Here is a 25,301-nt window from a genome sequence, read left to right on the forward strand (position 1 = left end):
GCGTGTCGGCGATACCCGCAGTGACCGATCTCGCGCGTGTCACGGGCCCATGAGCTGAGTTGCTAGGTGGAGCGCGCTGCGTGATCGAGTACTTCGCCAACGAGGTGCCGGATGGCTTCGCCCTGCAGGCGATAGAGGATATTGCGGCCGTGGCGTTGCCTGCGGATGAGCCGGGCATCGAGAAGGCAACGGAGGTGGTGAGCGACGGCGGTCGGGTCCGCCGCGATCATTCTCGCGAGTTCGCCTGGCGTGCGCTGGCCGTCGCACAGGAGCAGGAGGATGTGTAGCCGGTGTGGGTGGGCCACGCCGCGCAGTGTCGTCACTGCACGCTCCAGCAGCGGTGCGATGTCGTCGGGTTGGTGGTTCATGCGACCATCGCCGGTCGGCGGCGGTGTCGGGTGAGGATCGTCGAGGCCAGGAGGATGCCGGTGGCGCTCAGGGCGATGCTCGCGCCAGCTGCGACGTTGAGGCGCTGGGAGGCGTAGAGGCCGGCGAGGCCGGCGGCGATCGCGAAAGTGACCGCCAGGGCGGTGAGGGTCGGCAGGTGTGCCGACCAGCGGCGGGCGGCCGCGGCCGGTGCCACGATCAGCGCGACGGCGAGGATCGTGCCAACGGCGGGGACGACGGTGACGACGACGACCTCGATCGTGAACAGCAGGACCAGATTCCAGGCCGGGACGGCGAAGCCTGCCGCGCGGGCGCCGGTCGGGTCGAAGCCGGTGAACAGCAGCGGGCGGGCGCCGATGGCCAGCACCACGATGACGGCGGCCAGTAGTGCCGCGGTGAGGGCCAGATCCTGTGGGGTGACCGTGAGGATGGAGCCGACGAGCAGGGATGACAGGTCCCGGCTGAAGCCGTTCTGGGTGGCGAGCAGCGCGGCGCCGAGCGCGAAGCCGGCGGACAGCATGACCCCGGTGGCGGCCGCCGCGTTCTGGCCCTGTCGGCGGCTCAGCGCGGCCACGGCGAGGACGATCACCGCGCCCGCGGCCGTGCCGCCGGCGACCAGATTGACGCCGATGATCGAGGCGGCCACGACGCCGGGGAAGGTGGCGTGGGTGAGCGCCATCGTGAAGTAGGACAGCCGGCGCAGCACGACGTGCACGCCGATGAGTCCGGCGAGCGCGCCGACCAGGACGACCTCGGCGGCAGCGCGGTGCAGGGCGTCATCCCACCAGTTCATGGGGGGATCTCCTTCGCGGCGCCGGGATGACGCGGCGGCCGGGCCGCCGGTTCAGCGGGATCAGGATCAGGTAGGCCGCCACGAGGAGCAGCACGATGGCGGGGGCGGACGGTATGGCGATGCCATAGGTGACCGAGGCGGTCCAGCTGACCAGCAGCCCGCCGTAGCCGGCGGCCAGGGTCAGCGCGGTGCCCGCCGCCGCCATTATGGCCAGCCGGTCGGTGAGCATCCGGGCGGCCGCGGCCGGCACGATCAGCAGTGCCACGACCAGGATCGTCCCGACGGCCCGGACCGCCGCGACTACCACGAGGGCGACGGTCAGGTTGAGCCACAGGTCCAGCCAGCCGGTGCGGTATCCGGCGGCGGCCGCGCCGAGCGGGTCAAACGCGCGGAACACCAGGGCGCGGGCGGTGACGGCGAGCAGCGTCAGGATGAGCACCGCCAGGATCGCGGTCTCGGTGATCTGGCGAGGGGTCACCGTGAGGACGCGGCCGAACAGCAATGAGGTGAGGTCCGCGGTGTATGACGGGCGCCGGGAGACCAGCACCACTCCGATGGAGAACATCGCGGTGAGCACGACCGCGGTCGACGCGTCGTCGGACACCGCGCCGCCGCGGGTCAACGCGGTCAGCGTGACCGCGGTCAGGACACCGGCGGCCAATGCGCCGGGGAACAGGCCCTCGACGCCGGCGGCGAGCATTCCCACGACCAGGCCGGGGAAGATGGTGTGGGTCAGCGCGTCGGAGACGAACGCCAGGCGGCGGATGAAGACGAAGACGCTGACCGGGCCGCAGATCAGTGCCAGCAGGGCCAGTTCGGTGAGGGCGCGGGCCATGAAGGGCACCGCGAAGGGTTCGATCACGGCTCCACCAGCACCGTGCGCCTGTCGTCCACGTCGATGGCGTTCCCGCCGTACGCCTGGCGCAGGGTGTCGGCGGCGAGTGCGTGCTGGGGCGGGCCGGCCGCCCATTGGCGGCCGTTGACCAGGCAGACCGTATCGGCGAGATCGCGGGCGAGCGCGAGGTCGTGGGTGCTGAGCACCACCGCGGTCCCGGCCGCGCTCAGGCCGCGCAGGGCGACCAGGATGGCGTGCTGGCTGACCGTGTCGACGCCGTTGAACGGTTCGTCCAGCAGCAGCAGCCGGGGTTCGGACGCGACGGCGCGGGCGAGTAGGACCCGCTGCCGTTGCCCGCCGGAGAGCAGCCCGAAGCGGCGGCCGGCCTGGCCGGCGAGCCCGACCAGGGTGAGGGCGTCGCGGGCAGCCTGCCGGTCGGCTGCCCGGGTGGGCCGCCACCAGCCGATGCGCCGGTATCGGCCCATCAGCACGACGTGTTCGGCGGTGACCGGGAAGTCGGGGTCGAGGTCGCTGGCCTGCGGTACGTACGCGCACAGGTCCCGGGCGCGGCCGGGGGCGCGGCCGAAGACCGTGGCGGTGCCGCCGAGCACCTGCGCGAGGCCGACGACGGACTTGATCAGAGTGGACTTCCCGGCGCCGTTGGGGCCGACGAGGGCGAGGTGCTGCCCGGCGGGCACGGCGAGGTCGATTCCGGTCAGCACGGGTACGCCGTGGTAGCCGAGACTGGCGCCGGTGAAGCGCAGGGCGGCTTCGGTCATGGTCGGCCGCCGAGCGCGGTGACGATGACCCGGGTGTTGTGCTCCTCGGCGCCGAGGTAGGTGCCCTGGGGTGTTCCGGCCGGGCCGAGACTGTCGCCGTACAGGGCGTCCGCGCCGCCGACCACCTTGACGCCGGCCTGCCGGGCGATGGCTTCGGCGGTCTTGGGGGACAGTGCGCTCTCGGTGAAGATCGCCTTGGTGCCGGTCGATTTGATCTTGTCCACCAGGTCGGTGAGCTGCTTGCCGGACAGCTCCGCCGAGGTGTCCATGCTGGGGATCACCGAACCGATGAACGTCAGTTGGTACCGGTCGACGTAGTAGCCGAAGGCGTCGTGGTCGGTGACCAGTTTGCGCTCGGCGGCGGGCAACCGGGCGAACGCGGCTTCGGTGTCGGCATCGAGCTTGTCGAGTTTGGCCGTGTAGGTGGCGAGGTTCGCGGCGAAGGTGGCGGCGCGGCCCGGGTCGGCGGCGGCGAGGCTCCGTTCGATGTTGGTCACCATGGTCTTGGCGTTGCGGGGGTTGTGCCAGATGTGCGGGTCGCCGCCGGTCGCCTCCTGCACGCCGGGGTCGCGCTTGCGCTGCGGGACGCCCTGGCTGGAATCGACGACGGTACCGGTGAAGCCGGCGGAGGCGATGCTCTGGTCGAGCCAGCGCTCGAGTCCGACGCCGTTCTTGACGACGATCCGGGCGGTGGCGATGGCGCGGATGTCGGCCGGGGTGGGCTCGTAGTCGTGGGGGTCCACATTGGGCTTGATGATCTGGGTGACTGCGACGTCTGCGCCGCCGATGTTGCGGACGAAGTCGGCGACCTCGGGTGTCGTGGCGACCACGGCGAGCGGGCCGTCGGCGCTCGGCCCGGCGTCGGCGGCGTTGCCGTGCGAGCCGCAGCCGGTGAGGGCGAGCAGGGTCGCGGACACGGCCGCGAGGGTGTGGGCGTGGGTGTGGGTGTGTCGCCAACGTTTCACGGACCACTCCATTTCATCTGGATCGATCAAGCGAAACGATATTCGTTTTCAATAAGAATCGTCTAATGGCAAGTTGACGATGTGTTCACGCATCGTCGGCGTGCATCCGTGGCGTTCCAGGCCAGAGCGGCAGGGGCTCCGGTCGCGCAGCCGCCGCTACCCGCCCGAAAGGGTGACTGGACGCCATGCCTGTCCGCGGGCGCGGCGATCACCGCCGTCGACGCGGCCGTTGCCGGGGTGCAGATCGTGATGGGCGGCGACCCGCGCTGGGGCGGGCTAGCATCGTCCGGGTGCCGACCGGGCGGCCACGCGCGCTGAGGGGAACAAGGTTGACGGGCTTCGCTGACCTGCGGTCCGCAGTCCGTGGACGCCGGGCCCTCAGCCTGATCACGGCGTTACTGGCCGCCGTGACGTTGCTGGTGTCCCCGGCTGGCCCGGGGCGGTCGTCGCCGACGGCGACCGCCGGGCAGGCGTGGCCCGCGGCGCGCCGCGGCACGGTGCCTCCCGCCCTGCCGGACGGCACGGCGTATCAGCCTGCTCTGTTCCTCAGCGCCGCCGAGTCCGTCGGCACCGCGCCGACGCGGGACGGCAAGGCCCTGCGGCTGGTGCTGCGCGGCGCTGGCGCTCAGGTCCGCGAGGTGCGGCGGCTGCCGCTCGCCCGGGGCGCCGTGTTCTCCGCGGTCACCGTGGCCGGGGACATCCTGGTCTGGGTGCAGAGCGTGTCCGGCCGTCAGGAGGTGTGGGCCGTGGGACTGCGCGACGGCCGGCCGCCGCGGCGGTTGACCACCGAGGTCGGCGACGCCCGCTTCTACCAGTCGCAGTACGACCTGGCCGTCGCGGACGGCCGGGTGTATTGGGTCGCCGCCGCCCCGCGCGGCGAGGTCACCGAGGTCCGTTCCGTGGCGCTCGGCGGTGGCCGGACCGAGGTCCGCGACGTCCCCGGGGCGTGGGCGTTGTCGGCGTGGCCGTGGCTGGTCAACGGGGTGGTGAGCGCGTCCGGGGCGACCGCGCTGCGCGACGTCGTCACGGGCCGGGAGCGGGCTGTCCCGTCGGGCACGGGGGTGGTGGCATGCAGTCCCGTCTGGTGTCGGGTGGTCTCCCTGACCAGGGACGGCACGACCCGGATCGAGCTGATGCATCCCGACGGCACCGGCCGCGCCGCGGTTGCCGACGGCGAGGTCGCGACGGTCATCACCGATGTTGCCGTGCTCGACCGCTTCGAGGTGTTCTCGCGGCTCACCCCCGCCTCGCGGTTGACCGGCAATGTTCAGCTGCTCGTGTACGACATCGCGGTGCGGCGCACCGTCGAGATCAGTCCGGACGCGTTCGGCGTCTCCTATCGTGCCGGCGTGCTGTCGTGGTCGACCGGGAACCAGCAGTCCTTCCTGCGGCACGCCCTGGACCTGCGCAGCGTCTGAGGGCGCAACGAACCGCCAAGGGCGGCGGCGGGCAGTCGCTGCTCACACGGTCCGCAGATCCAAGCTGTGCCAGACGGTGCCGGTGTCATCGCCGGTGGCCCACCAGAGCACACCCTCGCCGGTGGCGACGCGGCCGGCCGCAGCGCTGACGTCGACGCTCTGCCCGGTGCCGATGTCGTAGACGAGCAACTTGGCGGTACCGGTGAGGTCCGACTCCGGGCCGGGTTCGTACAGGATCTCGAACCGGTCGAGGATCGCGATCTCGGCGACGGCGGCCCGGGCTGCGCCGCCCGCGATCCGGCGGCGCGCCGTACCGTCGGGGTGCATGAGGTCGATGCGGTGCAGGTCGCCGCTGCTGGTCATCACCATCACCCGGCACCAGGCCGGAGTGCAGGTGGTGAGCCCGGCCGGCGGCGACGGCGCCTCGATGTCGCGGCCGGTGCTCAGGTTACGCAGCCGGTTGTCGGCGCTGAGCCAGGGCCAGGCCGACAACGCCCATTTCCCGGGCTCGGTGTGGATCTGGACGGTGCCGCCGCCGAGGGCGACCGAGCGGATCTCCGTCGCGGTGGACCGGTCGCGCACGGCGGTCCAGTACACCCGGCCGGCGGCCACCACCAGGTCGTACTGGGTGCTGGAGAAGACAGCGCCGCCGGCATCCGCGGTGAGCCGGCGCGCCGGAGTGCCGGCGCGCAGGTTCGCGGCCCAGATCTGCACCGGCGCATCTTCGGTGTCCTGGGCCCAGAGCACGTCATCGCCGGAGCGGGCGAACGCGCCGAATTCAGGATCACGGTCATACGGCAGCCGATGCAGCTGCCGCACGGCGCCGTCGGCGGTGCGCACGACCAGCCGCAGCCAGCGCGCGTCCGGGCTGGGCGCGGTGCCCACGACGGTGGTGGCGTCCAGGAACAGGCCCGGGGTGAACAGCGGGCCGTCGTCGAGGTGCCCGGCAATGGCGGCGCGCTGGGCTTTCGGCCACGCCTGCTCGATCGGCAGCCGCAGCGCGGGCGGCGCCGTGGGCGCGGGCGAGCCGCCCAGCAGCAGCGCACCACCGGCGAGCAGGCACACGCCAAGCCACGCGAGGCCGATTCCGCGGGGCCGCGCTGCGGGCCGATCCAGGACGACGCTCATTCGTACGGTTGCTTCGGTTCGCTGATCTGCTGCCAGCTCTGCACCGCCAGGTACGCCACGTCGGCCTGGTTCACCGGGTCCTTGCCGACCCGGTCGCTGTAGACACCGACGACCTGTACCCAGGTGTCCGCGGGCGCGTTGACGCTGGTGTCACCGGCCAGCCCCACCTTGATCGGGCGACCGTCCGCGGCGCAGCAGTTCAGCACCATGCGCGCCAGCATCGGTTCGCCGTCCGGTCCGGGTGCGACGAATCCGGTGAGTTGCACGGTACGCCCGGTGAGCGTCTTACCGTCGTCGAAGATCGCGCGGGTGGCGTAGTCGAGCAGGCCGATCGGCACGGGGTCACCCGCCGGCAGCGGCGGGTAGTTCGCGTCGTCGGCCGGGGCGACCGCGACGCTGCCCGCCTGCCCGGCCGAGTACGAACCCAGCGCCGGCGGGGTGACCAGCAGCAGCCCGAGTACCGGCAGGATGAGCAGCCAGCCGACCCGCGGCTCATGACTCCCATGCCCGTGCCCGTCGTGCTCGTGCCCGTCGTGCCCGTGCCCGTCGTGCTCGTGCTCGCCGGCGTCGGGCCGGGAGCCGGGACGCAGCTCGTACCAGATGGTCATGACGGCGGCCGCGATGAGCAGCGCCCCGGCGGCGATCAGGAACGGCCGCAAGCCCTCCTTGACGTAGCGCAGGAAGATGTCGGTGAGCGTGGCTTTGACGATCGCGCCCCCGAACAGGAGCATGACCACGGCCTGGCTGAGCCGGTTCACAGCAGCACCGCCCCGAATGCGGCACCCACAAGGACCGCGGCGGCGAAAGTGGCGGGCGCGAATCGCCACGCGAAGGCGCGCCCGAACATCCCGGTCTGCATCGATATCAGTTTGAGGTCGACCATCGGTCCTACCACGAGGAACACCAGGCGCGAGGTCAGCGAGAACTGCGACAGTGATGCCGCGACGAACGCGTCCGCCTCGCTGCAGATCGACAGCAGTACGGCCAGCACCGCCAGCGCGAGCACGGACACGACCGGATTGCCGGCCAGGCTCTGCAGCCAGGCGTCCGGGACAAGTACGTTGATCGTGGCGGCCGCGGCCGCCCCCAGCACCAGGAAGCCGCCGGCATGCATGATGTCGTGCCGGCATGCCGCCCAGAACGCCCGCGCGCGGGACAGGTCGTCAAGGTCCGGGCGGTGCGGCAGGCGAATCCACTCCGTCCTGCCAAGTCGCATCCACAGCCAGCCCATCGCGACCGCGACCACCAGGCTCGCGGCGCCACGCGCCACGGCCATCTCCGGATTACCCGGGAACGCGATCACGGTTGCGGTCAGCACGATCGGGTTGATCGCCGGCGCGGCAAGCAGGAAGGCCAGGGCGGCGGCCGGAGTGACACCGCGCCGGATCAGCGACCCGGCGATCGGGACGCTGCCGCACTCACAGCCGGGCAGGGCGATCCCGGCCAGACTAGCGGCGGGCACGGCCAGAGCAGGGTGCCGGGGCAGCGCCTTGGCCCAGAACGAGCGGGGCACGTAGACCGCGATGACGGCGGACAGCACGACTCCGAAGACCAGGAACGGGGCCGCCTGCACGAGCACCGAAACGAACACGGTGGTCCAGGTCTGCGCACGGGCGCCGGAGACCAGCCCGCTCAACGGCCCACGGAAGACCACCAGCAGCACCAGCAGCGCAGCAAGGACCTCCAGCGATCCGACCCGTGACGCGCCGCGGGTCCGCTGCGGGCCGGCCGGGCCGGCAGAGGCGCCGACCTCCAGCTGCGCGGTCCAATCGATGTCCTCCGCGCTCACCGCACGAGGTGCGTTCAACAGCCGCTCCCATACCCGCCGACGATCTCACCGCATTCGCTGCCACGACTGCTCCGAGCCGCGCACCAAAATACCCGCCAGGCGATCGGAAACCACAACACAACAGATGAGCGGGTCTTCGCCGTACAGGAGCATTTGTGCATATGTTCAAACGCGCATTTGTCCTTGTCATCGCTGGCGCATTTCGCGGGGGTACCAGCCCGTGCCATGGCTTGCGTTAGTCTGCCCGCCGGGCCGAGTCGGGAAGTGGAGTGGCGCCGGTGAGCCAGCACTCGAGAGTCCGCCCGTCCCGGAGCGGGCGGCACCTCGCCGGCGCATCGACCGACGGGCAGCACGTGCACGCGCATGGGCCGCTTCCCGCCGCATCACGGCATACCCGCCGAATTGTGACTGCGATTCTGGTACCTGCGGCGCTGGCGACCTTTGTCGCGATGATTCTGCTCTGGCCGGGACACGCCGACGTGTCCGGGAAACAGGCAGGTGACCAGGGCGGGGTGCGGGCGCTCGGCACGGTGATCGCGGTCGTCGAGCAGAGCTGCCCGCCGACGGCCCGCCGGCAGCGCTGCGGCTCCGCGACCGTCCGCGTCACGGACGGCCCCGGCGCGGGCACGACGACAGTCGTCGACCTGCCCGACGGCCCCGGCGCACCGGCCCTGCACATCGACGACGACATCGTTCTTCTCCACGCGCCCCGCGCCCTGCCCGGTGGCCCCGACTACACCGTGACCGACCACCAGCGCAGCACGCCCATGGCGTGGATGCTGGGTCTGACCGGCCTGGCCATCCTCGCGTTCGGGCGCCTGCGGGGAGTCGCCTCACTGGCCGGCCTCGCGGTCAGCTTCGCCGTCCTGCTGCTGTTCATCGTCCCGGCCATCATCGACGGCTCACCACCGCTGCTCGTCGCCGTGGTCGGAGCCTCAGCGATCATGTTCGCGGCGCTGTATCTGACCCACGGCGTCACCGTGCATACCTCCGTCGCCGTCGCGGGCACCCTGGCCAGCCTCGTGCTCACTGGCCTGCTCGGCGCCGCCTTCACCGCCGCCATGCAGCTGACCGGCGTCGCCGGTGACGACGACGCGTTCCTAGCCGCCAACCGCGGCGATCTGGACATGCGCGGGCTGCTGCTCGCCGGGATCGTCATCGGTGCCCTGGGCGTGCTCGACGACGTCACCGTCACCCAGGCGGCCACCGTCGCCGAGATGGCCGCGGCCGGCCCCACCACCCGGCTCAACCTGTACCGGGCCGCCAGCCGCATCGGGCGCGCTCACGTCGCCTCCGCCGTCAACACCATCGTTCTCGCCTACGCCGGAGCCGCACTGCCCCTGCTGGTGCTGATCGCCACCGCACGTCAACCGGTGTCACAACTACTGACCAGCGAACTGCTGGCTCAGGAGATCCTGCGCAGCGCGGTCGGCACGATCGGCCTGGTTGCCTCCGTGCCGATAACCACCGCCCTCGCCGCGATGGTCGCGGACCTGCGCCCCCGGCCGCTGCGCGCCACCACATAGGTCCACCGCAGGCGCGAACTCCGGATGTCCAGTAGGTGAAACGATGGGTTCTGGAGCTCGTTGCTGCCGCTGTCAGGCACTCCCGCCAGCGCCGGTCGGATCCCGCCTGACCTGGATTGCGGGGGCGCGGCGGGCCTTTCATGGACCTCCGGCGACCTCGAACGAGCGTCCGCCGAAAGGCCGTCCCCGACCGTGTCGCCGAGTTGTCCACGGTGGTCCGTAGCGAGTTGAATACAGGGTGTGACCAATGATGCCGAAGTTGCGCAGCGGGCAGCCGACATCGAGCGCGAGGCTATTCGCCAGGTAGTCACCGTGCTCCAGCACCGCTTCCCGGATCTGAACGACGCTACCGTGGCCGGTTACGTCACCGACATCCACAAACGCTTCGACACCGCCCGCATCCGCGACTTCGTGCCACTACTCGTCGAACGTGAGGCCGCGCGCGCCCTGACCCGCCTCGCCGACAACACAGTCCCTGCGCCGCGCACACACCCGGAGTAGACCCGCGGCGTGCCGCTACGACGGCAGCCTCTTGAATACCGTCGCCTGCGCCGAGTTGGACGACCCCGGCGGCGGGTATCGACAGGGATTTGCAGGGGCGTCCCGCATCCGTGCGATGGTCAGCGGACAGTGGGCAAGAACTCCGCATTCGACCGCCTTCCACAGAGGAACGTTATGTGAACGACGGATGAAATCCCACGATGTGACATCCGGGTCGACCGCATTCGGGAGTTAACCTCCTTGTTATGCGGCTCGGCGTGCTGGATGTCGGTTCGAATACCGTGCACCTGCTGATCGTCGACGCGCACCGGGGCGGCCATCCCAATCCCATGCGTTCGGAAAAGACGGAGTTGCGGCTCGCCGAGCACCTCGAGGCGGGGCAGCTGACGAGAGCGGGAGCCTGGGGGCTGGTCCGTGCCGTAGCGCGGGCGAAGGCTGCCGCGACGATAGCGGGCTGCGAGGAGTTGCTCGCGTTCGCAACCTCGGCGCTGCGTGACGCGGACAACTCGGCTGCGGTCCTGGCACAGGTACGGGCCGAAACCGGCGTCAACTTGGAGGTGCTGTCCGGCGAAGACGAGGCCCGTTACACCTTCCTCGCGGTTCGCCGCTGGTACGGCTGGTCGGCCGGACAGCTATTGGTGCTGGACATCGGCGGCGGATCATTGGAGCTGGCCGCGGGTCGCGACGAAGACCCCGAGGTGGCGCTGTCACTGCCGCTGGGTGCCGGACGACTCACCAGGCAGCGGCTGACCGACGACCCACCCCCGCGGCGCGACGTCGAGGCCCTCGCCGATGACCTCGACGCGACCCTACGGCCGGTGGCCCAGCTGATACGGCAGGCGGGGCCATTCGAACTCGCCGTCGGCACATCCAAGACGTTTCGCTCGCTGGCTCGCCTCGCCGGGGCCGCCCCGTCCGGCGCCCGCCTGCGAGCCCGCCGGACCCTCACCCAAGTCGGACTGCGCCAGCTGTTTGGCTTCATCAGCCGGATGGCAGCAACCGACCTGGCCAACCTGGACGGAGTCAGTCCCGGCCGCGCCCACCAACTCGTGGCCGGCGCGCTGGTGGCCGGGGCCGCGATGCGGGCGCTGGAGGTCAGAGAGCTGGAGATTTGTCCGTGGGCGCTACGCGAAGGCGTGATCCTGCGCCGGCTGGACACACTTGGCGTACCCAACCCGTGCCAACGGCCATGGCCACTCACCGACCGGCACCCACGACGGGTCGTCAACCTCGCACAACGACAGTGCTGAGCCCGCGTCCAAACCTGCCGTTCTGCCGGGCCCGGTTGCTGGCCTGCTGGTCAGGCCATGGCGGCGGTCCGGCGCAGCCGCTGGACTGGCACGCCGGCCGTGGAGAGTTGGTCGGCGATGTGTTCCGAGGGGTTGTGGACGAACACCGCGACGCCGTGATCGTCGCCTAGGCCACAAACCGCGGACATGGTGCCCGCCGCGATCGGGTCCAGGCGAAATACGTCGGTCAGGTCGAGGACGAGCCGGGAAGGCCGAACCTTGCGAACGGTGCGGACGAGAACTTGCTGGAGGTGCACGACGTCGGCTTCGCCGACCACGCCGCGCGGGCGGATGACGACCGTCCCGTCGGGTTCGGTGCGAACCTCGAGTGTCGACACATCCATTCGATTCACCCTTCGTTGCCTCCACCCAACACCGAGGCATCGACACGACCACACGTGCGCCGAGTTGGCCCGGAGCCGGCCTCAGCGTGACAACCGTCCAACGACTCCGGAGGGCGTTCTCATCGAATGGCTGGTCGGAAGGCGGTGGCGCATTGTCGCCTCACGACACTGGGATGCGACCGCACGCATTCACCTTGCACTGCCGTGCGGCCGACGTGCACGAAACAGCAAGTGTCTAGTGGATGAATGATGGGTGCTCGCTCGCCTCGTGCTTGGGTCAGTCAAGCTGGCCCGACAACGCCACTCGCCAGATCCCGTTCCCCGCGACGGAGATCGCCGTACATGCGGACGCCGGCATCCAGTTACGGCGGTGCAGGGTTTGCGGCGTACGCTCGGCGGCGGCACGCCGCCATGCGTGACAGCCTGATTGGCCGCGGGACTGCCAGGTGGACGTTGGTGATCGCTCGTTCCGCAGCGGCTGGCCCGCACATGCGGCGGTAGACCCGCCGGGGAAGGATCGTGATGGAGCAGCCGAACGGCCCGGCACTGCGTGCCATCGGCACTACCGCGGCGGAGTTCGAGCGGGACCTGGTCAGCAACCTGTACTTCGAGCGCGGTACGACCATGGAGTCGGCCAGCGCCCAGGACGTCTACCAGAGCCTGGCGGTGACCGTCCGGGACCGGCTCGTCGACCGGCGGGCGCGCACGGCGACCGCTCACCAGGCGGCCAACCCGCGGTGCGTGTACTACCTGTCGGCCGAGTACATGCTGGGGCGTCAGCTGCGCCAGAACCTGCAGTACACCGGCACCGAAGAGGTCGCCCGCGACGTGCTCAAGGGGCTGGGCGTGTCGCTGGACGAGATCGCCGACTTCGACGTCGAGCCTAGCCTGGGCAACGGTGGCCTCGGGCGCCTCGCCGCCTGCCTGCTCGACGCGCTGGCCACGGCGGACATCCCGGCCGTGGGTTACGGCATCCGGTACGACCTGGGCTTGTTCCGACAGGCCATTGTCGATGGGGCGCAGGTCGAGCGCCCGGACGACTGGGCGTTCGACGGCAGCCCGTGGGAGTTTCCACAGCAGGACGACCGGCAGGCGGTGGGCTTCTACGGACGCGTCGAGGTCGAAGCGGGCCGGCGACGCTGGATCCCCGAGGAGACCGTGCTCGGCGAGCCCAGCCACATGCTGGTCCCGGGCTACGGCACCCAGACGGTCAACATCGTCCGGCTGTGGCGGGCACGGGCCGACAGCGACGCGTTCAACCTGGCCGACTTCGCCGCCGGCCGGTCCGCCGAGGCGGTGCAGGAGGTGCTCCGCTCGGAGAACATCAGCAAGGTGCTGTATCCGGCGGACAGCACTGAGTTCGGCCGGGAGCTGCGCCTGAAGCAGCAGTACTTCCTGGTCTCCTGCTCGCTGTGGGACATCGTGCGCCGGTTCCACCTGCGCAACAGCGACTGGACCGTGTTCGCCGACAAGACCGTCATTCAGCTCAACGACACCCACCCGGCCCTGGCCGTGCCCGAGCTGATGCGGCTGCTTGTCGACGAGTACGAGCTCGACTGGGACACGGCATGGTCGATCACCCGGCGAACCTTCGCCTACACCTGCCACACCCTGCTGCCCGAGGCGCTGGAAACCTGGCCGGTGGCCCTGTTCGAGCGGCTGCTGCCGCGCCACCTGGAGATCGTGTACGCGATCAACCAGACCCATCTCGACGAGGTGGAATCCCGCTTCCCCGGCGACGGGGACCTGCGCCGCCGCCTGTCGCTGATTCAGGAGGAACCGGAGCGCCGGATCCGGATGGCGCACCTGGCCGTCGTCGGCAGCCACGCGGTCAACGGCGTCGCCGAGCTGCACTCCCGGCTGCTCGCCGAGACCACCCTCGCGGACTTCGCCCGGCTGTGGCCGGAGCGCTTCCGCAACGTCACCAACGGGGTCTCGCCGCGCCGGTTCCTGCGTCTGGCCAACCCGCGGCTGGCCGCGCTGATCAGTGAGCGGCTCGGCGGCGAGGGCTGGCTCACCGACCTCGACCAGCTGCGCGGGCTGGCGGCGCTGGCCGGCGATTCGGAGTTCCAGCGGCGGTGGCGGGTGGTCAAGCGGGACAACAAACTGGACCTGGCCGCGTACGTCCGGGCCGCGACCGGCGTCGTGCTCGATCCTGACGCGCTGTGCGACGTGCACGTCAAGCGGTTCCACGAGTACAAGCGGCAGCTGCTCAAGCTGCTGCACGTCATCACGCTGCACGACCGGCTGCGCGCCGACCCGGGCGCGGACGTCCCCCGTACCGTGGTGTTTGCCGGCAAGGCGGCGCCCAGCTACCACGCGGTCAAACGAATCATTCAGTTGATCAACGGGGTGGCCAAGGTGGTGAACGCCGACCCGGCCGTCGCCGGGCGGCTCACCGTCGTGTTCCTGCCCGACTACAACGTCACGCGCGCCGAGCTGATCGTGCCCGCGGCGGACCTGTCCGAGCAGATCTCGCTGGCCGGCAAGGAAGCCTCCGGTACGGGCAACATGAAGCTCGCGCTCAACGGTGCGGTCACCGTCGGCACCCTCGACGGCGCGAACATCGAGCTGCGCGACCGCGTCGGCGCCGACAACTTCTTCCTGTTCGGCGTGGACGCGGCGTGCGCGGCCGAGGTGCGCCGAGGCGACTACCGGCCGGGGGAGATCGCCGGGTCCGACCCGGAGCTGGCCGCAGCGCTGGCGGCCATCGCGGACGGCCGGTACGGCGCCGGCTTCGGCGACGTGCTGGACACGCTGCTCGGCCGCGACGAGTACCTCACCCTCGCCGACTACCGCGCCTACCTGGACGCGCAGGACGCGGCGGCGGCCGCCTGGCGCGACCCGGCCCGCTGGACGGCGATGTCGATCCGCAACACCGCGCATTGCGGGTTCTTCTCCGCCGACCGTACGGTCGCCGATTACCGGGACCGGATCTGGCACGCCGACCCGGTCCCCGTCCCGCCTCGCTGACCGATCGGCTCAGCGCAGACCGCTGCGGATGGCACCCTCTTCGGAAGCGCGCATCGATCCGCCACCCACGATCGCGATCGAGACCGACGGGTGGCGGCGAAGTCAGCGGCCTGGTCCTCGCCGGGTGAGCCGGACGCCTGCCGCCGTCCTGACGAGGGAACCCAGGTGCTGGTGGGAGCGTCAGGTGGTGCTGAAGATGCGGCGGACGAGCGCGGCGGCGAGGGCGAGAACGGCGGCGCTGAGGACCTGGATGAGAACCTGGGTGAGGATGTGCTCCATGGTGGTCTCCGGCGGGGGCGGGGCGGTCGGGTGTCCTCACCGTACGCCGTTCACTTAACCTGTGTGCAATGTTTCAGTGACATTCGCCTATACGGACAGCTTCTGTTCGTGGTCGGTCGTGAGGCGGTTGCCGAGGCGGCCAAGAACGCCACCCGCGGCCGAGGCGGCCAGCACGATGGTCCAGGCCACCGGGCCCAGCGGCCGGCAACCGAAGAAGATGCTGGTCGGCGGCAGTTGGATGAGACTGGCCAGGGCGAGGGCGGACCCGGCGGCGGCGGCGAGCACGAGCGGGTCGCCGCGGCCAGCCAGGGCGGTCTGGGCGAGTTGGGCGCCGACGAGGCTGGCGAGGGCGACCGTGCTGGCGCGTCCATGCGTTCCGGTGGCGCGGGCGGCGAGCCATCCACCGGTGGCGGCGATCGTCGTGGCGGCGGCGCGTACGGCGATGTCGCGGTTGAGATCCTTGCCGACGGCCGTGTCCGGGCCGGCATGCAGCAGCTCGTTCGCGCTGATGTTGCGGGGTGGGCGGGCGGCCAGGGCCAGCGCGGGGAGCAGGTCGGTGACCAGGTTGATCAGTAACAATTGCCGGGCCCCGAGCGGTGGGCGGGGGGAGACCAGTGCGCTGATGAGCGTGAAGGCGATCTCGCCGAGGTTGCCGCCGATCAGCAGCGCGACGCTGTCGCGGACCGCGGTCCACAAGGCCCGGCCCTCGATCACGGTGTCGACGATCGTTTCGACCCGGTCATCGGTGATGACGATGTCGGCGGCCTCCCGGGCGGCGGTGGTGCCACGGTCGCCGAGGGCGATTCCGACCTCGGCGAGGCGGATGGCGGGGGCGTCGTTGGCGCCGTCGCCGGTGACCGCGACGACCCGGCCGGCGCGGCGCAACGCGCGGACCAGCGTGACCTTGTGGGCCGGGCTGGTTCGGGCGAACACCGTGGCTTCGGCGACCAGCTTGGTCAGCTCGTCGTCGGTGCAGGCGTCGATCTCGGCTCCGGTGACCGGCCGGTGGCCGTTGAGGATGCCCAACTCCGCGGCGATCGCGGCCGCTGTGCTGGGGTGGTCGCCGGTGAGCATGGCGATATCTACCCCGGCGGCGCGCAGCTGCCGTACGGCGGCCGCGGCGGTGGGGCGTACCGGGTCGGCCAGGGCGAGCAGGCCGAGGAACGTCAACCGGTCGACGCGCTCGTCATCGAGGTGACCTGCGTCGGAGGCGGAGCGTTCGGCCACCGCCAGGACGCGGTAGCCCTGCCGGGCGAGGTGTTCGACGTGCCCGTCGAGGCCGGCGCGGTCGTCGTCGGTCAGCGGCCGCTCCCCGTGTTCGTCGCAGCGGCGCAGGCAGCGGGGGAGTACGGTCTCGGGGGCGCCCTTGACGCTGATTCGCCGGCCGTTGGCGTCGTCGCCGAGCACGGCGTGGAAGCCGCGGCCGGGTTCGAACGGCAGTTCGCGGCGCATCCGCCAGCCCGGCGCGCCGTCGGTGATCGTGACGGCGCAGCGGTCGCCCGCGTCGGCGACGGCTCGATCGGTGGGGTGCGGTAGATGTTGTCCCGGCTCGGGGGCGGGGGTGGCGCGCAGTCCGGCGGCCAGCACGTCGCGGTGGTGGCCGGTAAGGTCCGCGCAGTCTTGATCGTCGTGGCCGTCGCTGATCCGGCGCAGGGAGATGCGGCCTTCGGTGAGGGTGCCGGTCTTGTCGAAGCACACGACGTCGACGCGACCGAGTGCTTCCATGGTGCGGGGGTTGCGCACCAGCACGTTGCGGCGGGACAACCGGCGGGCCGCCGCGAGCTGGGCCACCGTGGCGACGAACGGCAGTCCTTCGGGGACGGCTGCCACGGCCAGGGCCACGGCCTCGCCGAGACTGCGGCCGAGACGTCCGCGCAGCGCACCGGCGGCCAGCAGGATCCCGGCGGCACCGACCGCGACCGGCACCGAGGCGGCGGTCAGCTTCTGCAGCCGTACCTCCACGCCGGCGGCCGGTTGCTGGCCGGTGGCGCTGTGCGCGCCGCGTCCGGCCTCGGTGGCCGGGCCGGTGGCCACGACCACGGCGGCGCCGGTCCCGGCCGCCACGGTGGTGCCGGCGTAGATCATGCTGGTCCGCTCGGCCACCTCGGTTGCCGTGCTGGGTGCGGTCTGTTTAGCCACCGGCAGGGACTCTCCGGTGAGCGCGGACTCGTCCATCTCCAAGCCGGAAACCTCGATCAGGCGGCAGTCGGCGGGCACCGCATCGCCGGGCGCCACCACGATCACGTCGCCCGGCGCGAGCTGGTCGGCGTCGATCTCGGCCTCCGCCCCGTCGCGGCGTACCCGGATCCGCAGCGCCGTGGTGCGCAGCAGCCGGCGCAATGCCCGGCTGGCGGCCAGCCGTTGTACGCCGCCGAGCAGCGCGTTGGCGGCCAGCACCCCGCCGACCAGGCCGGCGTCGCTGACCGCGCCGGTGGCCGCCGAGATTCCCGCGCCGGCCGTCAGCGGCGCGGTCAGCGGTGTGTCGAGTTCGGCGACCGTGGCGGCCAGCAGGCCATCCTCGGTAGCGTCCGAACCGTCGACACCGGGGACGCCGCTCCGGCGCGCGTCGGCGTCAGCGGAACTCAACCCGGCCGCTGACGTGTGCAGCAGGCGCCAGAGCTCCGCTACGGGCAGAGCGTGCCACGCGGTGGTGTCCAGTGGCACCGGGACAGCGAGGCGGGCCAGTCCGGACACCGACCACACCGCGGCGCCGACCGCCGCCAGGGCCGCCAGACTCACCGGGACACCGGCCCGGCGGCCCGCTCCGCCCGCCGGGCCAGCGACGCTGAACAGCGCCCCGGTGGCGGTGCCCAGCAACGCCAGCCGGACGCTGCGCTCATCGGACCGGCGGGCCAGCGCCGTCGCCTGCAGCGCCAGCCACACGTCGGCCAGCTCGCCACCGGCCAGCAGATGCGCGCCCCAGGGCGGCCGCTTCCCGGCGGTCGCCACACCGATGCCGCAGTCGGCGGCTGCCAGCGCCGCATCGTTTCGGCCCGCGACCAGCAGAACCCCGGCTCCGGCGGCCTGCAGCTCGCGCACCGAGGCCGCCATCCGGGAGCCGCCCGGCACCGTCTCGACGCCCAGCCTGTCTCCCAACCCGGAGCTCTTGCCCGCCACCATCAGGCGACCCGCCGTGCGTGCCGCCTGTACGACCTGCTCGGCGAGTGGATGCAGTTCCGGCTCCAGCGTGGCCACCGCGACCACTTGGTCCTCGCGCGTGAGCACCAGGGTCCGGGCGCCGGCCCGGCGAGCAGCCGTGACCGTGTCGGGGGCGGAGACGCTGACAGCGGTCGGCGGCCCCAACCGCCACCGGCCACGATGCACGGTCTCCCGGGGCCGCGTCACCTCCAGCATGTCGGCGACCCGGGCTCGCACGGCGGCCTGGTCGGCGCCACCGACGACACCCACGTCGACGACCTTCCAACGATCGGTCAGCAACAACGCCGCGTCGATCACTACTGTGTCGATACGGTCCAGGCGACGCAACGCGGCGGGATCCCGTACCACCACGTCCCGCTCGGCCAGCAGCCGACCCACCTGCGCGGCGTACGCCTCGTGCCCGGCGGTGGCGGCACGCGGCGCCCCCACCGTCACGGCCTGCGCGGCCCGACGCAGCCCACCCCACGCGGCGGCGGCGGCCGCTGCCGGCACCAGCCGACTCATCCGCCGTACGTGGCGCTGCACCGGCCCGTCCGGCAGCGGCGCGGGCCGGGTCGCCACCTCGACCGGGTCAGCCGCCGCCGTGACGGCGTCGGCGCACAAGCGAGGCTCCCGGCGCTGCCATACTCGCTGGCCGGCCAGCGCCTCACCCACCTGCATCGCCCGGACGGCGGCCTCCGCCAGTGGTGTCAGGGGCGCCTGTGCCACGGCGGACACCAGCGCGGTCGCGGCATTGAGGCCCAGGTCCACCGTCCGGGCGCCGAGGCGCCGCTCCAACCACGGGCGTAGTCCTGGCACCACGTCCACCGCGTGGACCGCAGCCATCGTTTCGCCCGGTAAGGCGGGGATCCGCAGCGCTCGGCCCAGCAACCCGGTGGCCCCGCCCAGCACCAGACCGGCCAGCGAGCCTGCGGCCTGCACCCCCGGCCGGACGTCCCCGGGGTAGGACGCGTCCGCCGAGCCGGAGCGTTGGAAGTGGTCGGCTCCGTTCACCGCCCCGATCACCTCGGACGCGCTGGTCACGTGGGGGTCGAAGTCGACGATCACCCGCCCGAGTGGTGCGTTGACCGCGGCCCACCGTACCCCTGGTAACCCCCGCGCGGCCGTAGCCATGTGCGCCGCGTATTTCACCGCCGTCGCGTTGTTGACGCCAGGAACTCCGATGTGGACCCGACCGGGGCGCGCCCACACCGGTGGGGTGCTGGCCCGGACCGGTGTGGGCCCTGCCGTTTCCTGGTTGATTCCGGGTGAATGGGTCGACGGCGCAACGATCGGCGTCGCGGTCTGCATCGTCACCTCACGCAGCTCTACACCGCGGCGTTGTGCGAGGTCGTCCTGGTTGTGGCAATGCCAGCGTCGTATTTCCGCGGCTCCTGCTTCGTCGCATGCGCCTCGGTGTCCTGTTGGTGCGCGGCTCTTGCCGACTGTCCTTCCGAACGTGATCTGGCAAGACGGGCGACCCAGGCGCCGGCCTTGGCCAGTCCATGGAATCCGCGCGTCGTGGCCCACCGTCCGCCTCCCAGGACCGCGTCCGTCCAGCGGCCGACTTCAGCTGTCACCCAGCGCGTGGAGAACTGCACCGTCACGATCGGAAACCGCACCACTCGGGCGGGGTGCTCAGCGCCTTGGTCAAGGCCGTCGGCACCGCGCTCCCGCGTCTCTGCCGGGTGCTCGGACGCCGCGGTCTCGTCATCGTCCGCCATGTCGCTGCGCACCTCCGAGCGGCCCTGCTTCACCTCATGGGCCTTGGCCGACTTGATGCCGGTCGAACGCCGACCGCCTCGCTGCGTCTTACCCGTCGTCCCCTCGGTGGTCATCTGCCCCACCGCCTCCTCCAGGCTGGTATTGCTGGCGTTGAGGGTGTACCCCGCCGTGCTGGTCATCATGTTCACTATGTCGCCATTGGACGGACGTGTACTGTCACGCCCAGCGTAAGCGGACAATGTGACATCAATATGTGCTATTGGCGACGGTTGGTGCAGGCCGGACCACGCTGCCGACCCATGCCGGCCGTTCGGCGCACAGATGATCATTCATCTGTGATCTATTCCGTCGTCGGCCTACGTACAGCGCTCATGCCGGCGATGTCCCTACGTTGCTGGCCATGACACCACGACTGCGTTCGGGTCTGCTCGCCCTGCTCACTACCACGACGATCACCCTCGGGGCGCCCGCCGCCGCTTATGGCGCACCGCCGGCTGCCCCATCGATCGCCGGGCACAGCCTGCCGCCCTACCAGACCTGGATCGCGGACGTGACCGCCGTGACGAGCGCGGCGCAGCGGTACCTCGCCGACCGCCTGCCGGACTCGTCGGTGAAGCCGGCGATCGTGCTCGACATCGACAACACCGCCCTGGAGACCACGTACCGGCCGGGCCTGGTCTCGCCCGCGACCGCGCCGGTGCTGGCCCTGGCGCGGCAGGCCGCGGCCGACGGCGCCGCCGTCTTCTTCGTCACCGCCCGGCCCCAGGTGCTGGGCTGGCAGACCGCGGTCAACCTCAGGGGAGCGGGCTACCCCGTCGCCGATGCCTATCTGCGGCCGTGGTTCAACACCCAGCCCGACGCCGGGTTCAAGACCGCGACGCGCAAGCAGATCGAGGATCTCGGCTACCGCATCGTGGCAAACATCGGCAACAACCCGAGCGACCTGTCCGGCGGATTCGCCGAGCGCACCTTCAAACTCCCGGACTACGACGGCCAGCTGATCTGAGCCAACCGCGTGGGCGGGTCAGGCGACCCGCCCACGCACCATCGACAACCATCACCACGCATCTGATCGCCTACGCGTACGGACCCCCTGAACCGCAAGCGCAACGCCTACGGCCACCAGGCCGGCGGCATCCTGCGCCAGCGCGGCGTCGTCACTTAAGCAAATGAAAATCGTTGCCATTAACGGTGCTGATGTCTAGTTTGGGATATGTCGATCACGCAGGTGATGAGCGACGCTGATGCGGTGCCGTCACCGGCGGCGTGCGGGGTCCTGCGCCGGACCTTGCCGGTCGAGGTTCGTGCTCGCCTGGGCGTCGCACAAGCCAGAAGCTGTGGAACCGCTCGATGGGAGAAGTCGAAGTAATGTCAAGCCCTCAGAGAATGGGCCTGGTCGAATCCTCGGACCTGATCGTCGCGCCTGCCGCGCCGGCGGACTTGGCAGAGGCGGAGGCGGTCATGCGGGAGGTCCTCTGCGCCGACCTCGGCGGATACCACGCAGCGTGGCACCGGGATCTCGACGATCTCGAGGCGGCCTATCTGCGTCGTCCGGGGTGTGTACTGGTCGTTGCCCGGGACGAGGGCGGCATCGTGGGCACCGCTGCCGTCAAACCGTGCATGCTGGCCAGCCCGCCGAATCCGGACTGGCTCGCGCGCGAGTACAACCAGCCGGGCGTCTGCCAACTCGTACGAGTGTGGGTCACCGCCGGGGCGCGTCGCCGTGGTGTCGGTCGTGCCCTCGCCGAGCGGGCTGTCGGCTGGAGCGTCGGCCCAGGCGGATACCGCCGTGTGTACCTGCACACCGATGCCGGCGTCCCCGGCGCGGAGGCGTTCTGGCGCTCATTGCCGACCCGGGAGATCTACGACGGCCGGCCCGATCCGTTCAACACGGTGCATTTCGAGATCGACGTCGATGCGTTCCTGCGGGCGCCCGGATGCTGAGCCTGTCCGCCGCGCCCGACTGGGACGTTACTGCGGCTGGTTCGCTGTCCCACCGCGTTCTTCGCCTGTACGAGCAACTGCGCGCGCAGAGCGATCTCGCTCCGTCGCCTGTGGTCAATGCGCTGTTCGCCGATCTGGTCGACGCCTGCGTGCATGCCGATGCGGAGGATGTTCCGTCGGTCCTGTCCGATCCACGGATCACCGGGGTGCGGTCGGACCTGATTCGGCTGTGCGCGCAGGGCGAGTCGCTGCTCGAGAACGCATGGGCTCGAAGGGTGCTCGCAGCCGACCACCCGGGCGCCGAGACGGCCGAGTTCCCCTACCTCGGAAATTACGAGCAACTCGCCCGGCTCGAGTTGCACGCGCTGGCGGGAGCCGGTCACCGGCCCGAGACCACGCGCCGGCTCTGCTTCGTCGGCGGCGGTCCGTTACCGCTGAGTGCCATCCTGCTGTACCGCGCGCTGGGGATCCGTGTCACGGTCGTGGACCGGGACCGCGAAGCCGTCGAGCTCTCCCGCCGCCTCGTCGATCGCCTCGTCCCGGCGGAGCAGATCAGCGTCGTCCTGGCCGATGCGGCCTCCCCGTCCGACATAGCGCGCGCAGTCGCCGATTGCGACGTCGTGGTCGTCGCCGCGCTCGTCGGTCCGACCCGGGCGCAGAAGCGGGCGGCGTTGCGAGCCATCGGCAGGTCCGTGGAGCCCGGCACGCACGTCCTCATTCGCAGTGCGGACGGCCTGCGTACTCTGCTGTATCCCACGGTCGACATCAGCGACGTCCAGGACGCCGGGCTGGCGCCGGAACTGCTCCTGCACCCGCTCGGAGAGGTCGTCAACTCGGTGCTCGTGACCCGGCGTCGCTGACGACGGCGCTTCCGCGCAGGATGACGTCGCGGATCCGGGTAAGGGCAAGGACGTCGCGCTCCACATCGCCGTCGACGACGACCAGGTCGGCCACCATGCCTCGACGGAGCCGTCCGACGGAGCCGGCCAGCCCGCATGCCTCGGCGGCCGCCGAGGTTGCGGCCGCCACCGCGACTTGCACGGGCAGCCCGGACCCGGCCAGCTCGCCGACCGCATGCGCGAGCACGCCGTGCGGCTTGGCCGGATGGATCCCTGCATCCGAGCCGGCGAGCAAGGGCACCCCGGCGGTGTGGAGCCGGCCGACCTGGGCGAACCGGGCCTCCAACGTCATCCCGGTGCGGCGCATCACCTCGATCGCTTGCGGGGACGGCGGCAGCGTAGGCAGGCGGCCGAAGGTCGGGCACACCGTGACCCGGCGTGCGGCCAAGCCGGCGATCACCGCGTCCGGGGTATGGATTCCGTTCGTGGTCAGGCACGTGCAGTGCTCGATGGCGTCGACGCCCGCGGCCAGACACACCTCGACAGCGGACACGGGGTGGGCGTGTGCCGTCACCGGAAGCCCTCGACGGTGAGCCTCATCGACCACGACGCGGACGTCGGCGACCTCGAACTGCACTTGCAGCAGATCCGAACCGGAGGTCATCGCACCGCCGCTCACGATGACCTTGACGATCTGGGCGCCGTGGTCATACCGCTCCGCGACGGCGGCCCGCAGCGCACCCCTTCCGCTCACCCCGCCGCCGAGTGCGGCGCAGTGGCCGTCGGCCGTGGTGATGGGCGGGCCTGATCCGACTATCGACGGTTCGTCGTGCTGAACCGTTCGGTCCAGGACCGCGAATCGGTTGTCGCCTAGATCTCGCACCGTCGTGACGCCGGCCTGGACCTGCGCCAACAGCGCCCGGCGGATTACGTGCTCGCGTTCGGCAGCGGACCGTCCGGCGTCCAACGAGAGGGCGTCTGGTTCGCCGCCGCCCACCAGATGCACGTGGGTGTCGATCAGACCGGGCAACACGGTGGCACCGGGCCGCTCCACCACCGGCTGACCCTCAGGTAACGGTGCGTTGCGCGGCCGGATCTCCACGATGCGATCGCCCTCGATGTGGATCTGCGCCCCGTCGGGAAGGAAGGCCTCTCCATCAAACGCATGGGCCGCCCGGACCACGAAGGAGCTCCCCATGCCCGGAACGTAGCCGCTCGCGACGATGAAGACAACGTCACCTCGGCGGAGGGCCGTGCTCCTCGCCGCCGCGCTGATCTCAGTCGAGCAGGCCGTCCAGACTCTTCCCGGCGCCGTTCTGGCCGATCACGACGGTTGCGGCCGCCCAACGGTCACCTCGCCCTGGACGACGGCATAGCCTGGCTGGTCGCCCGGTTCCAGTGCACGGAGGTCAGCTCGCTGCGCGTGACAGTGGAACGCGCCTGCACGAAGGCGCGCACTCCGACGGCGGCACCGACGGCCGCCTCGTCCTCGGTCAGAGTCAGCCGCGCCGAGACGCCCTCCATCGGCTCGCCGGGTCTGCCCACGCCCGTAGTGCGCCACCCGATCGGGGCCGCGGAACAGCGTCCTGAAGGTGATTGCGTACAGGTCGCGGCGCAGGCCACCGAAACCGATGGCGGCGACCGCTCTGTCACCCGTGAAGGGTGACAGAGGGTGGACACCCATAAACCGCCCGGTAGTAGCCCGCGAACCGGCCTAAGTGGGCGAACCCCCACCGATGCGCGATCGCGGCCACCCCGGTGCAGGACGGATCGGCTGAGCGCAGCTCGTCGTGGGCGCGGGCGAGGCGAACCTGCCGCAGGTACCCCATCGGAGAGACGCCAAATTGCTCACGGAAGCCCTGCTGTAGGGCTCGCCCCCCGACGGACGCGACGGCAGCCAGGCTAGTCAGCGTGTACGGGTGAGCAGGGTCGGCGTGGATTGCGTCAACGGCCCGGCCCAGCGGTCCTGGCTGGCAGGCCTGGGCGGGTTCGTGCAGCGTCGGCCGGTCGGGGTGGTCTGCGGCCAGCAGCAGCCCGCGCAGGATCGCGTCAGTCAGCGGCTGCAGCACCGCAGGCTGGCCTCCCAGGCCGTCCGGGCTACCGGCCTCGATGGCCACCGCGCGCACGAGCCGGGCCCAGCTAAGTCCCGGCCCGGTGGTGAGATCCAGGCTGGGGCCGAACCTCACCGGTCCGGCAATGCTACGTCCGAGAAACGCACCCAGGGTGGATTCCAGCGCAAGCCCCTCGATGGTTACCATGTAGGACTGGCAACCGGATGCAGAATGCGAGCGCACCTCGCCAACGGGACGGTAGATCGCGGCGGAGGTGTTGCTGACGCTGGTGGAGATGCCCCGATGGCGTGAATGGATCTCTCCGTCGGCGAACGCGACGGCGTAACTGGTTTGCAGGTCCGGCACCTGTATCCGCATGCCGACGGAGCAGTCTGCGCGGGCGATGCCCACGGGACCGCATGCCAGTTGCTCGTAGCGATACCGAAACGGGCGATCGGCCAAGGTGAAATCCGCCGAGACGGGCACCGCCACCCGCTCGAAGAACGCCCGGACGTCGTCCACATCCTGCGCCGAGAACGAGAGGGCCACGACCTTCGGTGCCGACTCCATCGGCCGATTATCAGCCCCCGTACGCGAG

Annotated in this window: 21 protein-coding genes and 1 pseudogene; 8 read left to right on the forward strand and 14 right to left on the reverse strand. The window is 71.1% G+C overall.

Annotated features, from left to right (window positions below):
* Positions 1-62: 62 nt before the first annotated feature.
* Genes EV385_RS26630 through EV385_RS26650 form a run of 5 tightly spaced genes read right to left on the reverse strand, consistent with a single transcriptional unit; the run spans position 63 to position 3,759 of the window.
* Positions 63-368 carry an ArsR/SmtB family transcription factor gene (locus EV385_RS26630; protein ID WP_130511923.1) on the reverse strand — a complete coding sequence of 102 codons (306 nt, stop codon included), beginning with the start codon at positions 366-368 and terminating at the stop codon, positions 63-65.
* Positions 365-1,180 carry a metal ABC transporter permease gene (locus EV385_RS26635; RefSeq protein ID WP_130511924.1) on the reverse strand — a complete coding sequence of 272 codons (816 nt, stop codon included), beginning with the start codon at positions 1,178-1,180 and terminating at the stop codon, positions 365-367. Before EV385_RS26635 ends, EV385_RS26630 begins: the two co-directional genes overlap by 4 nt.
* Positions 1,164-2,042 (reverse strand): metal ABC transporter permease, encoded by an 879-nt coding sequence (locus EV385_RS26640; RefSeq protein ID WP_130511925.1) that lies wholly within the window; start codon positions 2,040-2,042, stop codon positions 1,164-1,166. Before EV385_RS26640 ends, EV385_RS26635 begins: the two co-directional genes overlap by 17 nt.
* Entirely contained in the window at positions 2,039-2,794 is a 756-nt protein-coding gene (locus EV385_RS26645; protein WP_130511926.1) for a metal ABC transporter ATP-binding protein, read from the reverse strand. Before EV385_RS26645 ends, EV385_RS26640 begins: the two co-directional genes overlap by 4 nt.
* Complete coding sequence (locus tag EV385_RS26650) at positions 2,791-3,759, reverse strand: metal ABC transporter substrate-binding protein (RefSeq protein ID WP_242625088.1); 969 nt, start codon at positions 3,757-3,759, stop codon at positions 2,791-2,793. Before EV385_RS26650 ends, EV385_RS26645 begins: the two co-directional genes overlap by 4 nt.
* 329 nt (positions 3,760-4,088) lie before the next feature.
* On the opposite strand from EV385_RS26650, the gene EV385_RS26655 reads away from it, so the two are divergent.
* On the forward strand, positions 4,089-5,177 hold the full coding sequence (locus EV385_RS26655) for a hypothetical protein (protein WP_242625089.1): 1,089 nt from the start codon (positions 4,089-4,091) through the stop codon (positions 5,175-5,177).
* Between the two features lie 42 nt (positions 5,178-5,219).
* Here the strand turns inward: EV385_RS26655 and EV385_RS26660 are convergent, their stop codons facing one another.
* From EV385_RS26660 to EV385_RS26670, 3 genes are read right to left on the reverse strand one after another with little or no spacing between them, the layout of a single operon-like run.
* Positions 5,220-6,305, reverse strand: a complete 1,086-nt coding sequence (locus EV385_RS26660; protein ID WP_130511928.1) for a hypothetical protein — start codon at positions 6,303-6,305, stop codon at positions 5,220-5,222.
* Positions 6,302-7,063 (reverse strand): TIGR03943 family putative permease subunit, encoded by a 762-nt coding sequence (locus EV385_RS26665; RefSeq protein ID WP_130511929.1) that lies wholly within the window; start codon positions 7,061-7,063, stop codon positions 6,302-6,304. Before EV385_RS26665 ends, EV385_RS26660 begins: the two co-directional genes overlap by 4 nt.
* Positions 7,060-8,112, reverse strand: coding sequence for a permease (locus tag EV385_RS26670; RefSeq protein ID WP_423203086.1), 1,053 nt, complete (start codon positions 8,110-8,112; stop codon positions 7,060-7,062). Before EV385_RS26670 ends, EV385_RS26665 begins: the two co-directional genes overlap by 4 nt.
* A gap of 431 nt (positions 8,113-8,543) precedes the next feature.
* Here EV385_RS26670 and EV385_RS26675 point away from each other — a divergent pair, with 431 nt between their 5' ends.
* The 3 genes and pseudogenes from EV385_RS26675 to EV385_RS26685 all read left to right on the forward strand — a co-directional run.
* Positions 8,544-9,620 carry a YibE/F family protein gene (locus EV385_RS26675; RefSeq protein WP_130511930.1) on the forward strand — a complete coding sequence of 359 codons (1,077 nt, stop codon included), beginning with the start codon at positions 8,544-8,546 and terminating at the stop codon, positions 9,618-9,620.
* A 240-nt stretch (positions 9,621-9,860) separates the two neighbouring features.
* Positions 9,861-10,121, forward strand: coding sequence for a three-helix bundle dimerization domain-containing protein (locus EV385_RS26680; protein ID WP_130511931.1), 261 nt, complete (start codon positions 9,861-9,863; stop codon positions 10,119-10,121).
* A gap of 245 nt (positions 10,122-10,366) precedes the next feature.
* A pseudogene (locus tag EV385_RS26685) lies at positions 10,367-11,284 on the forward strand (Ppx/GppA family phosphatase); the annotation flags it as partial.
* A 137-nt stretch (positions 11,285-11,421) separates the two neighbouring features.
* On the opposite strand, the gene EV385_RS26690 reads toward EV385_RS26685, so the two are convergent.
* Complete coding sequence (locus EV385_RS26690; RefSeq protein WP_130511933.1) at positions 11,422-11,754, reverse strand: STAS domain-containing protein; 333 nt, start codon at positions 11,752-11,754, stop codon at positions 11,422-11,424.
* A 522-nt stretch (positions 11,755-12,276) separates the two neighbouring features.
* Here EV385_RS26690 and EV385_RS26695 point away from each other — a divergent pair.
* Complete coding sequence (locus EV385_RS26695; protein ID WP_130511934.1) at positions 12,277-14,727, forward strand: glycogen/starch/alpha-glucan phosphorylase; 2,451 nt, start codon at positions 12,277-12,279, stop codon at positions 14,725-14,727.
* Positions 14,728-15,093: 366 nt separating this feature from the next.
* Here EV385_RS26695 and EV385_RS26700 read toward each other — a convergent pair whose 3' ends face one another.
* Complete coding sequence (locus EV385_RS26700) at positions 15,094-19,278, reverse strand: HAD-IC family P-type ATPase (protein ID WP_130511935.1); 4,185 nt, start codon at positions 19,276-19,278, stop codon at positions 15,094-15,096.
* A gap of 194 nt (positions 19,279-19,472) precedes the next feature.
* Positions 19,473-20,048: a hypothetical protein gene (locus EV385_RS26705; RefSeq protein ID WP_130511936.1), complete on the reverse strand. Its 576-nt coding sequence runs from the start codon at positions 20,046-20,048 to the stop codon at positions 19,473-19,475.
* A 221-nt stretch (positions 20,049-20,269) separates the two neighbouring features.
* Here EV385_RS26705 and EV385_RS26710 point away from each other — a divergent pair, with 221 nt between their 5' ends.
* The 3 genes from EV385_RS26710 to EV385_RS26720 all read left to right on the forward strand — a co-directional run bounded on the left by EV385_RS26710 (position 20,270) and on the right by EV385_RS26720 (position 22,673).
* Complete coding sequence (locus tag EV385_RS26710) at positions 20,270-20,875, forward strand: HAD family acid phosphatase (protein ID WP_130511937.1); 606 nt, start codon at positions 20,270-20,272, stop codon at positions 20,873-20,875.
* Positions 20,876-21,255: 380 nt separating this feature from the next.
* Positions 21,256-21,813, forward strand: coding sequence for a GNAT family N-acetyltransferase (locus EV385_RS26715; RefSeq protein ID WP_165449615.1), 558 nt, complete (start codon positions 21,256-21,258; stop codon positions 21,811-21,813).
* A complete protein-coding gene (locus EV385_RS26720; RefSeq protein ID WP_130511939.1) occupies positions 21,807-22,673 on the forward strand; it encodes a nicotianamine synthase family protein in 867 nt (288 codons plus the stop codon). Before EV385_RS26715 ends, EV385_RS26720 begins: the two co-directional genes overlap by 7 nt.
* Here EV385_RS26720 and EV385_RS26725 read toward each other — a convergent pair.
* From EV385_RS26725 to EV385_RS26735, 3 genes are all read right to left on the reverse strand, one after another.
* A complete protein-coding gene (locus tag EV385_RS26725) occupies positions 22,642-23,850 on the reverse strand; it encodes an amidohydrolase family protein (RefSeq protein WP_130511940.1) in 1,209 nt (402 codons plus the stop codon). The two genes, EV385_RS26720 and EV385_RS26725, sit on opposite strands and share 32 nt — an antisense overlap.
* A gap of 152 nt (positions 23,851-24,002) precedes the next feature.
* Positions 24,003-24,197 carry a hypothetical protein gene (locus tag EV385_RS26730; protein WP_130511941.1) on the reverse strand — a complete coding sequence of 65 codons (195 nt, stop codon included), beginning with the start codon at positions 24,195-24,197 and terminating at the stop codon, positions 24,003-24,005.
* 104 nt (positions 24,198-24,301) lie between these two features.
* Entirely contained in the window at positions 24,302-25,273 is a 972-nt protein-coding gene (locus EV385_RS26735; RefSeq protein WP_165449616.1) for an AraC family transcriptional regulator, read from the reverse strand.
* Between the last annotated feature and the right edge of the window lie 28 nt (positions 25,274-25,301).

The organism is Krasilnikovia cinnamomea (assembly GCF_004217545.1).
GTDB classification, from domain to species: Bacteria; Actinomycetota; Actinomycetes; order Mycobacteriales; family Micromonosporaceae; genus Actinoplanes; species Actinoplanes cinnamomeus.

Excerpts from the sequence above, each read along its gene's own strand:
- EV385_RS26675 (WP_130511930.1), top strand. The coding sequence starts at position 8,544 with ATGATTCTGCTCTGGCCGGGACACGCCGACGTGTCCGGGAAACAGGCA.
- EV385_RS26715 (WP_165449615.1), top strand. The coding sequence starts at position 21,256 with ATGGGCCTGGTCGAATCCTCGGACCTGATCGTCGCGCCTGCCGCGCCG.
- EV385_RS26735 (WP_165449616.1), bottom strand. The coding sequence starts at position 25,273 with ATGGAGTCGGCACCGAAGGTCGTGGCCCTCTCGTTCTCGGCGCAGGAT.
- EV385_RS26695 (WP_130511934.1), top strand. The coding sequence starts at position 12,277 with ATGGAGCAGCCGAACGGCCCGGCACTGCGTGCCATCGGCACTACCGCG.
- EV385_RS26700 (WP_130511935.1), bottom strand. The coding sequence starts at position 19,278 with ATGGCTACGGCCGCGCGGGGGTTACCAGGGGTACGGTGGGCCGCGGTC.
- EV385_RS26630 (WP_130511923.1), bottom strand. The coding sequence starts at position 368 with ATGAACCACCAACCCGACGACATCGCACCGCTGCTGGAGCGTGCAGTG.
- EV385_RS26725 (WP_130511940.1), bottom strand. The coding sequence starts at position 23,850 with ATGGGGAGCTCCTTCGTGGTCCGGGCGGCCCATGCGTTTGATGGAGAG.
- EV385_RS26720 (WP_130511939.1), top strand. The coding sequence starts at position 21,807 with ATGCTGAGCCTGTCCGCCGCGCCCGACTGGGACGTTACTGCGGCTGGT.
- EV385_RS26710 (WP_130511937.1), top strand. The coding sequence starts at position 20,270 with ATGACACCACGACTGCGTTCGGGTCTGCTCGCCCTGCTCACTACCACG.
- EV385_RS26690 (WP_130511933.1), bottom strand. The coding sequence starts at position 11,754 with ATGGATGTGTCGACACTCGAGGTTCGCACCGAACCCGACGGGACGGTC.
- EV385_RS26635 (WP_130511924.1), bottom strand. The coding sequence starts at position 1,180 with ATGAACTGGTGGGATGACGCCCTGCACCGCGCTGCCGCCGAGGTCGTC.
- EV385_RS26660 (WP_130511928.1), bottom strand. The coding sequence starts at position 6,305 with ATGAGCGTCGTCCTGGATCGGCCCGCAGCGCGGCCCCGCGGAATCGGC.
- EV385_RS26645 (WP_130511926.1), bottom strand. The coding sequence starts at position 2,794 with ATGACCGAAGCCGCCCTGCGCTTCACCGGCGCCAGTCTCGGCTACCAC.
- EV385_RS26705 (WP_130511936.1), bottom strand. The coding sequence starts at position 20,048 with ATGACCAGCACGGCGGGGTACACCCTCAACGCCAGCAATACCAGCCTG.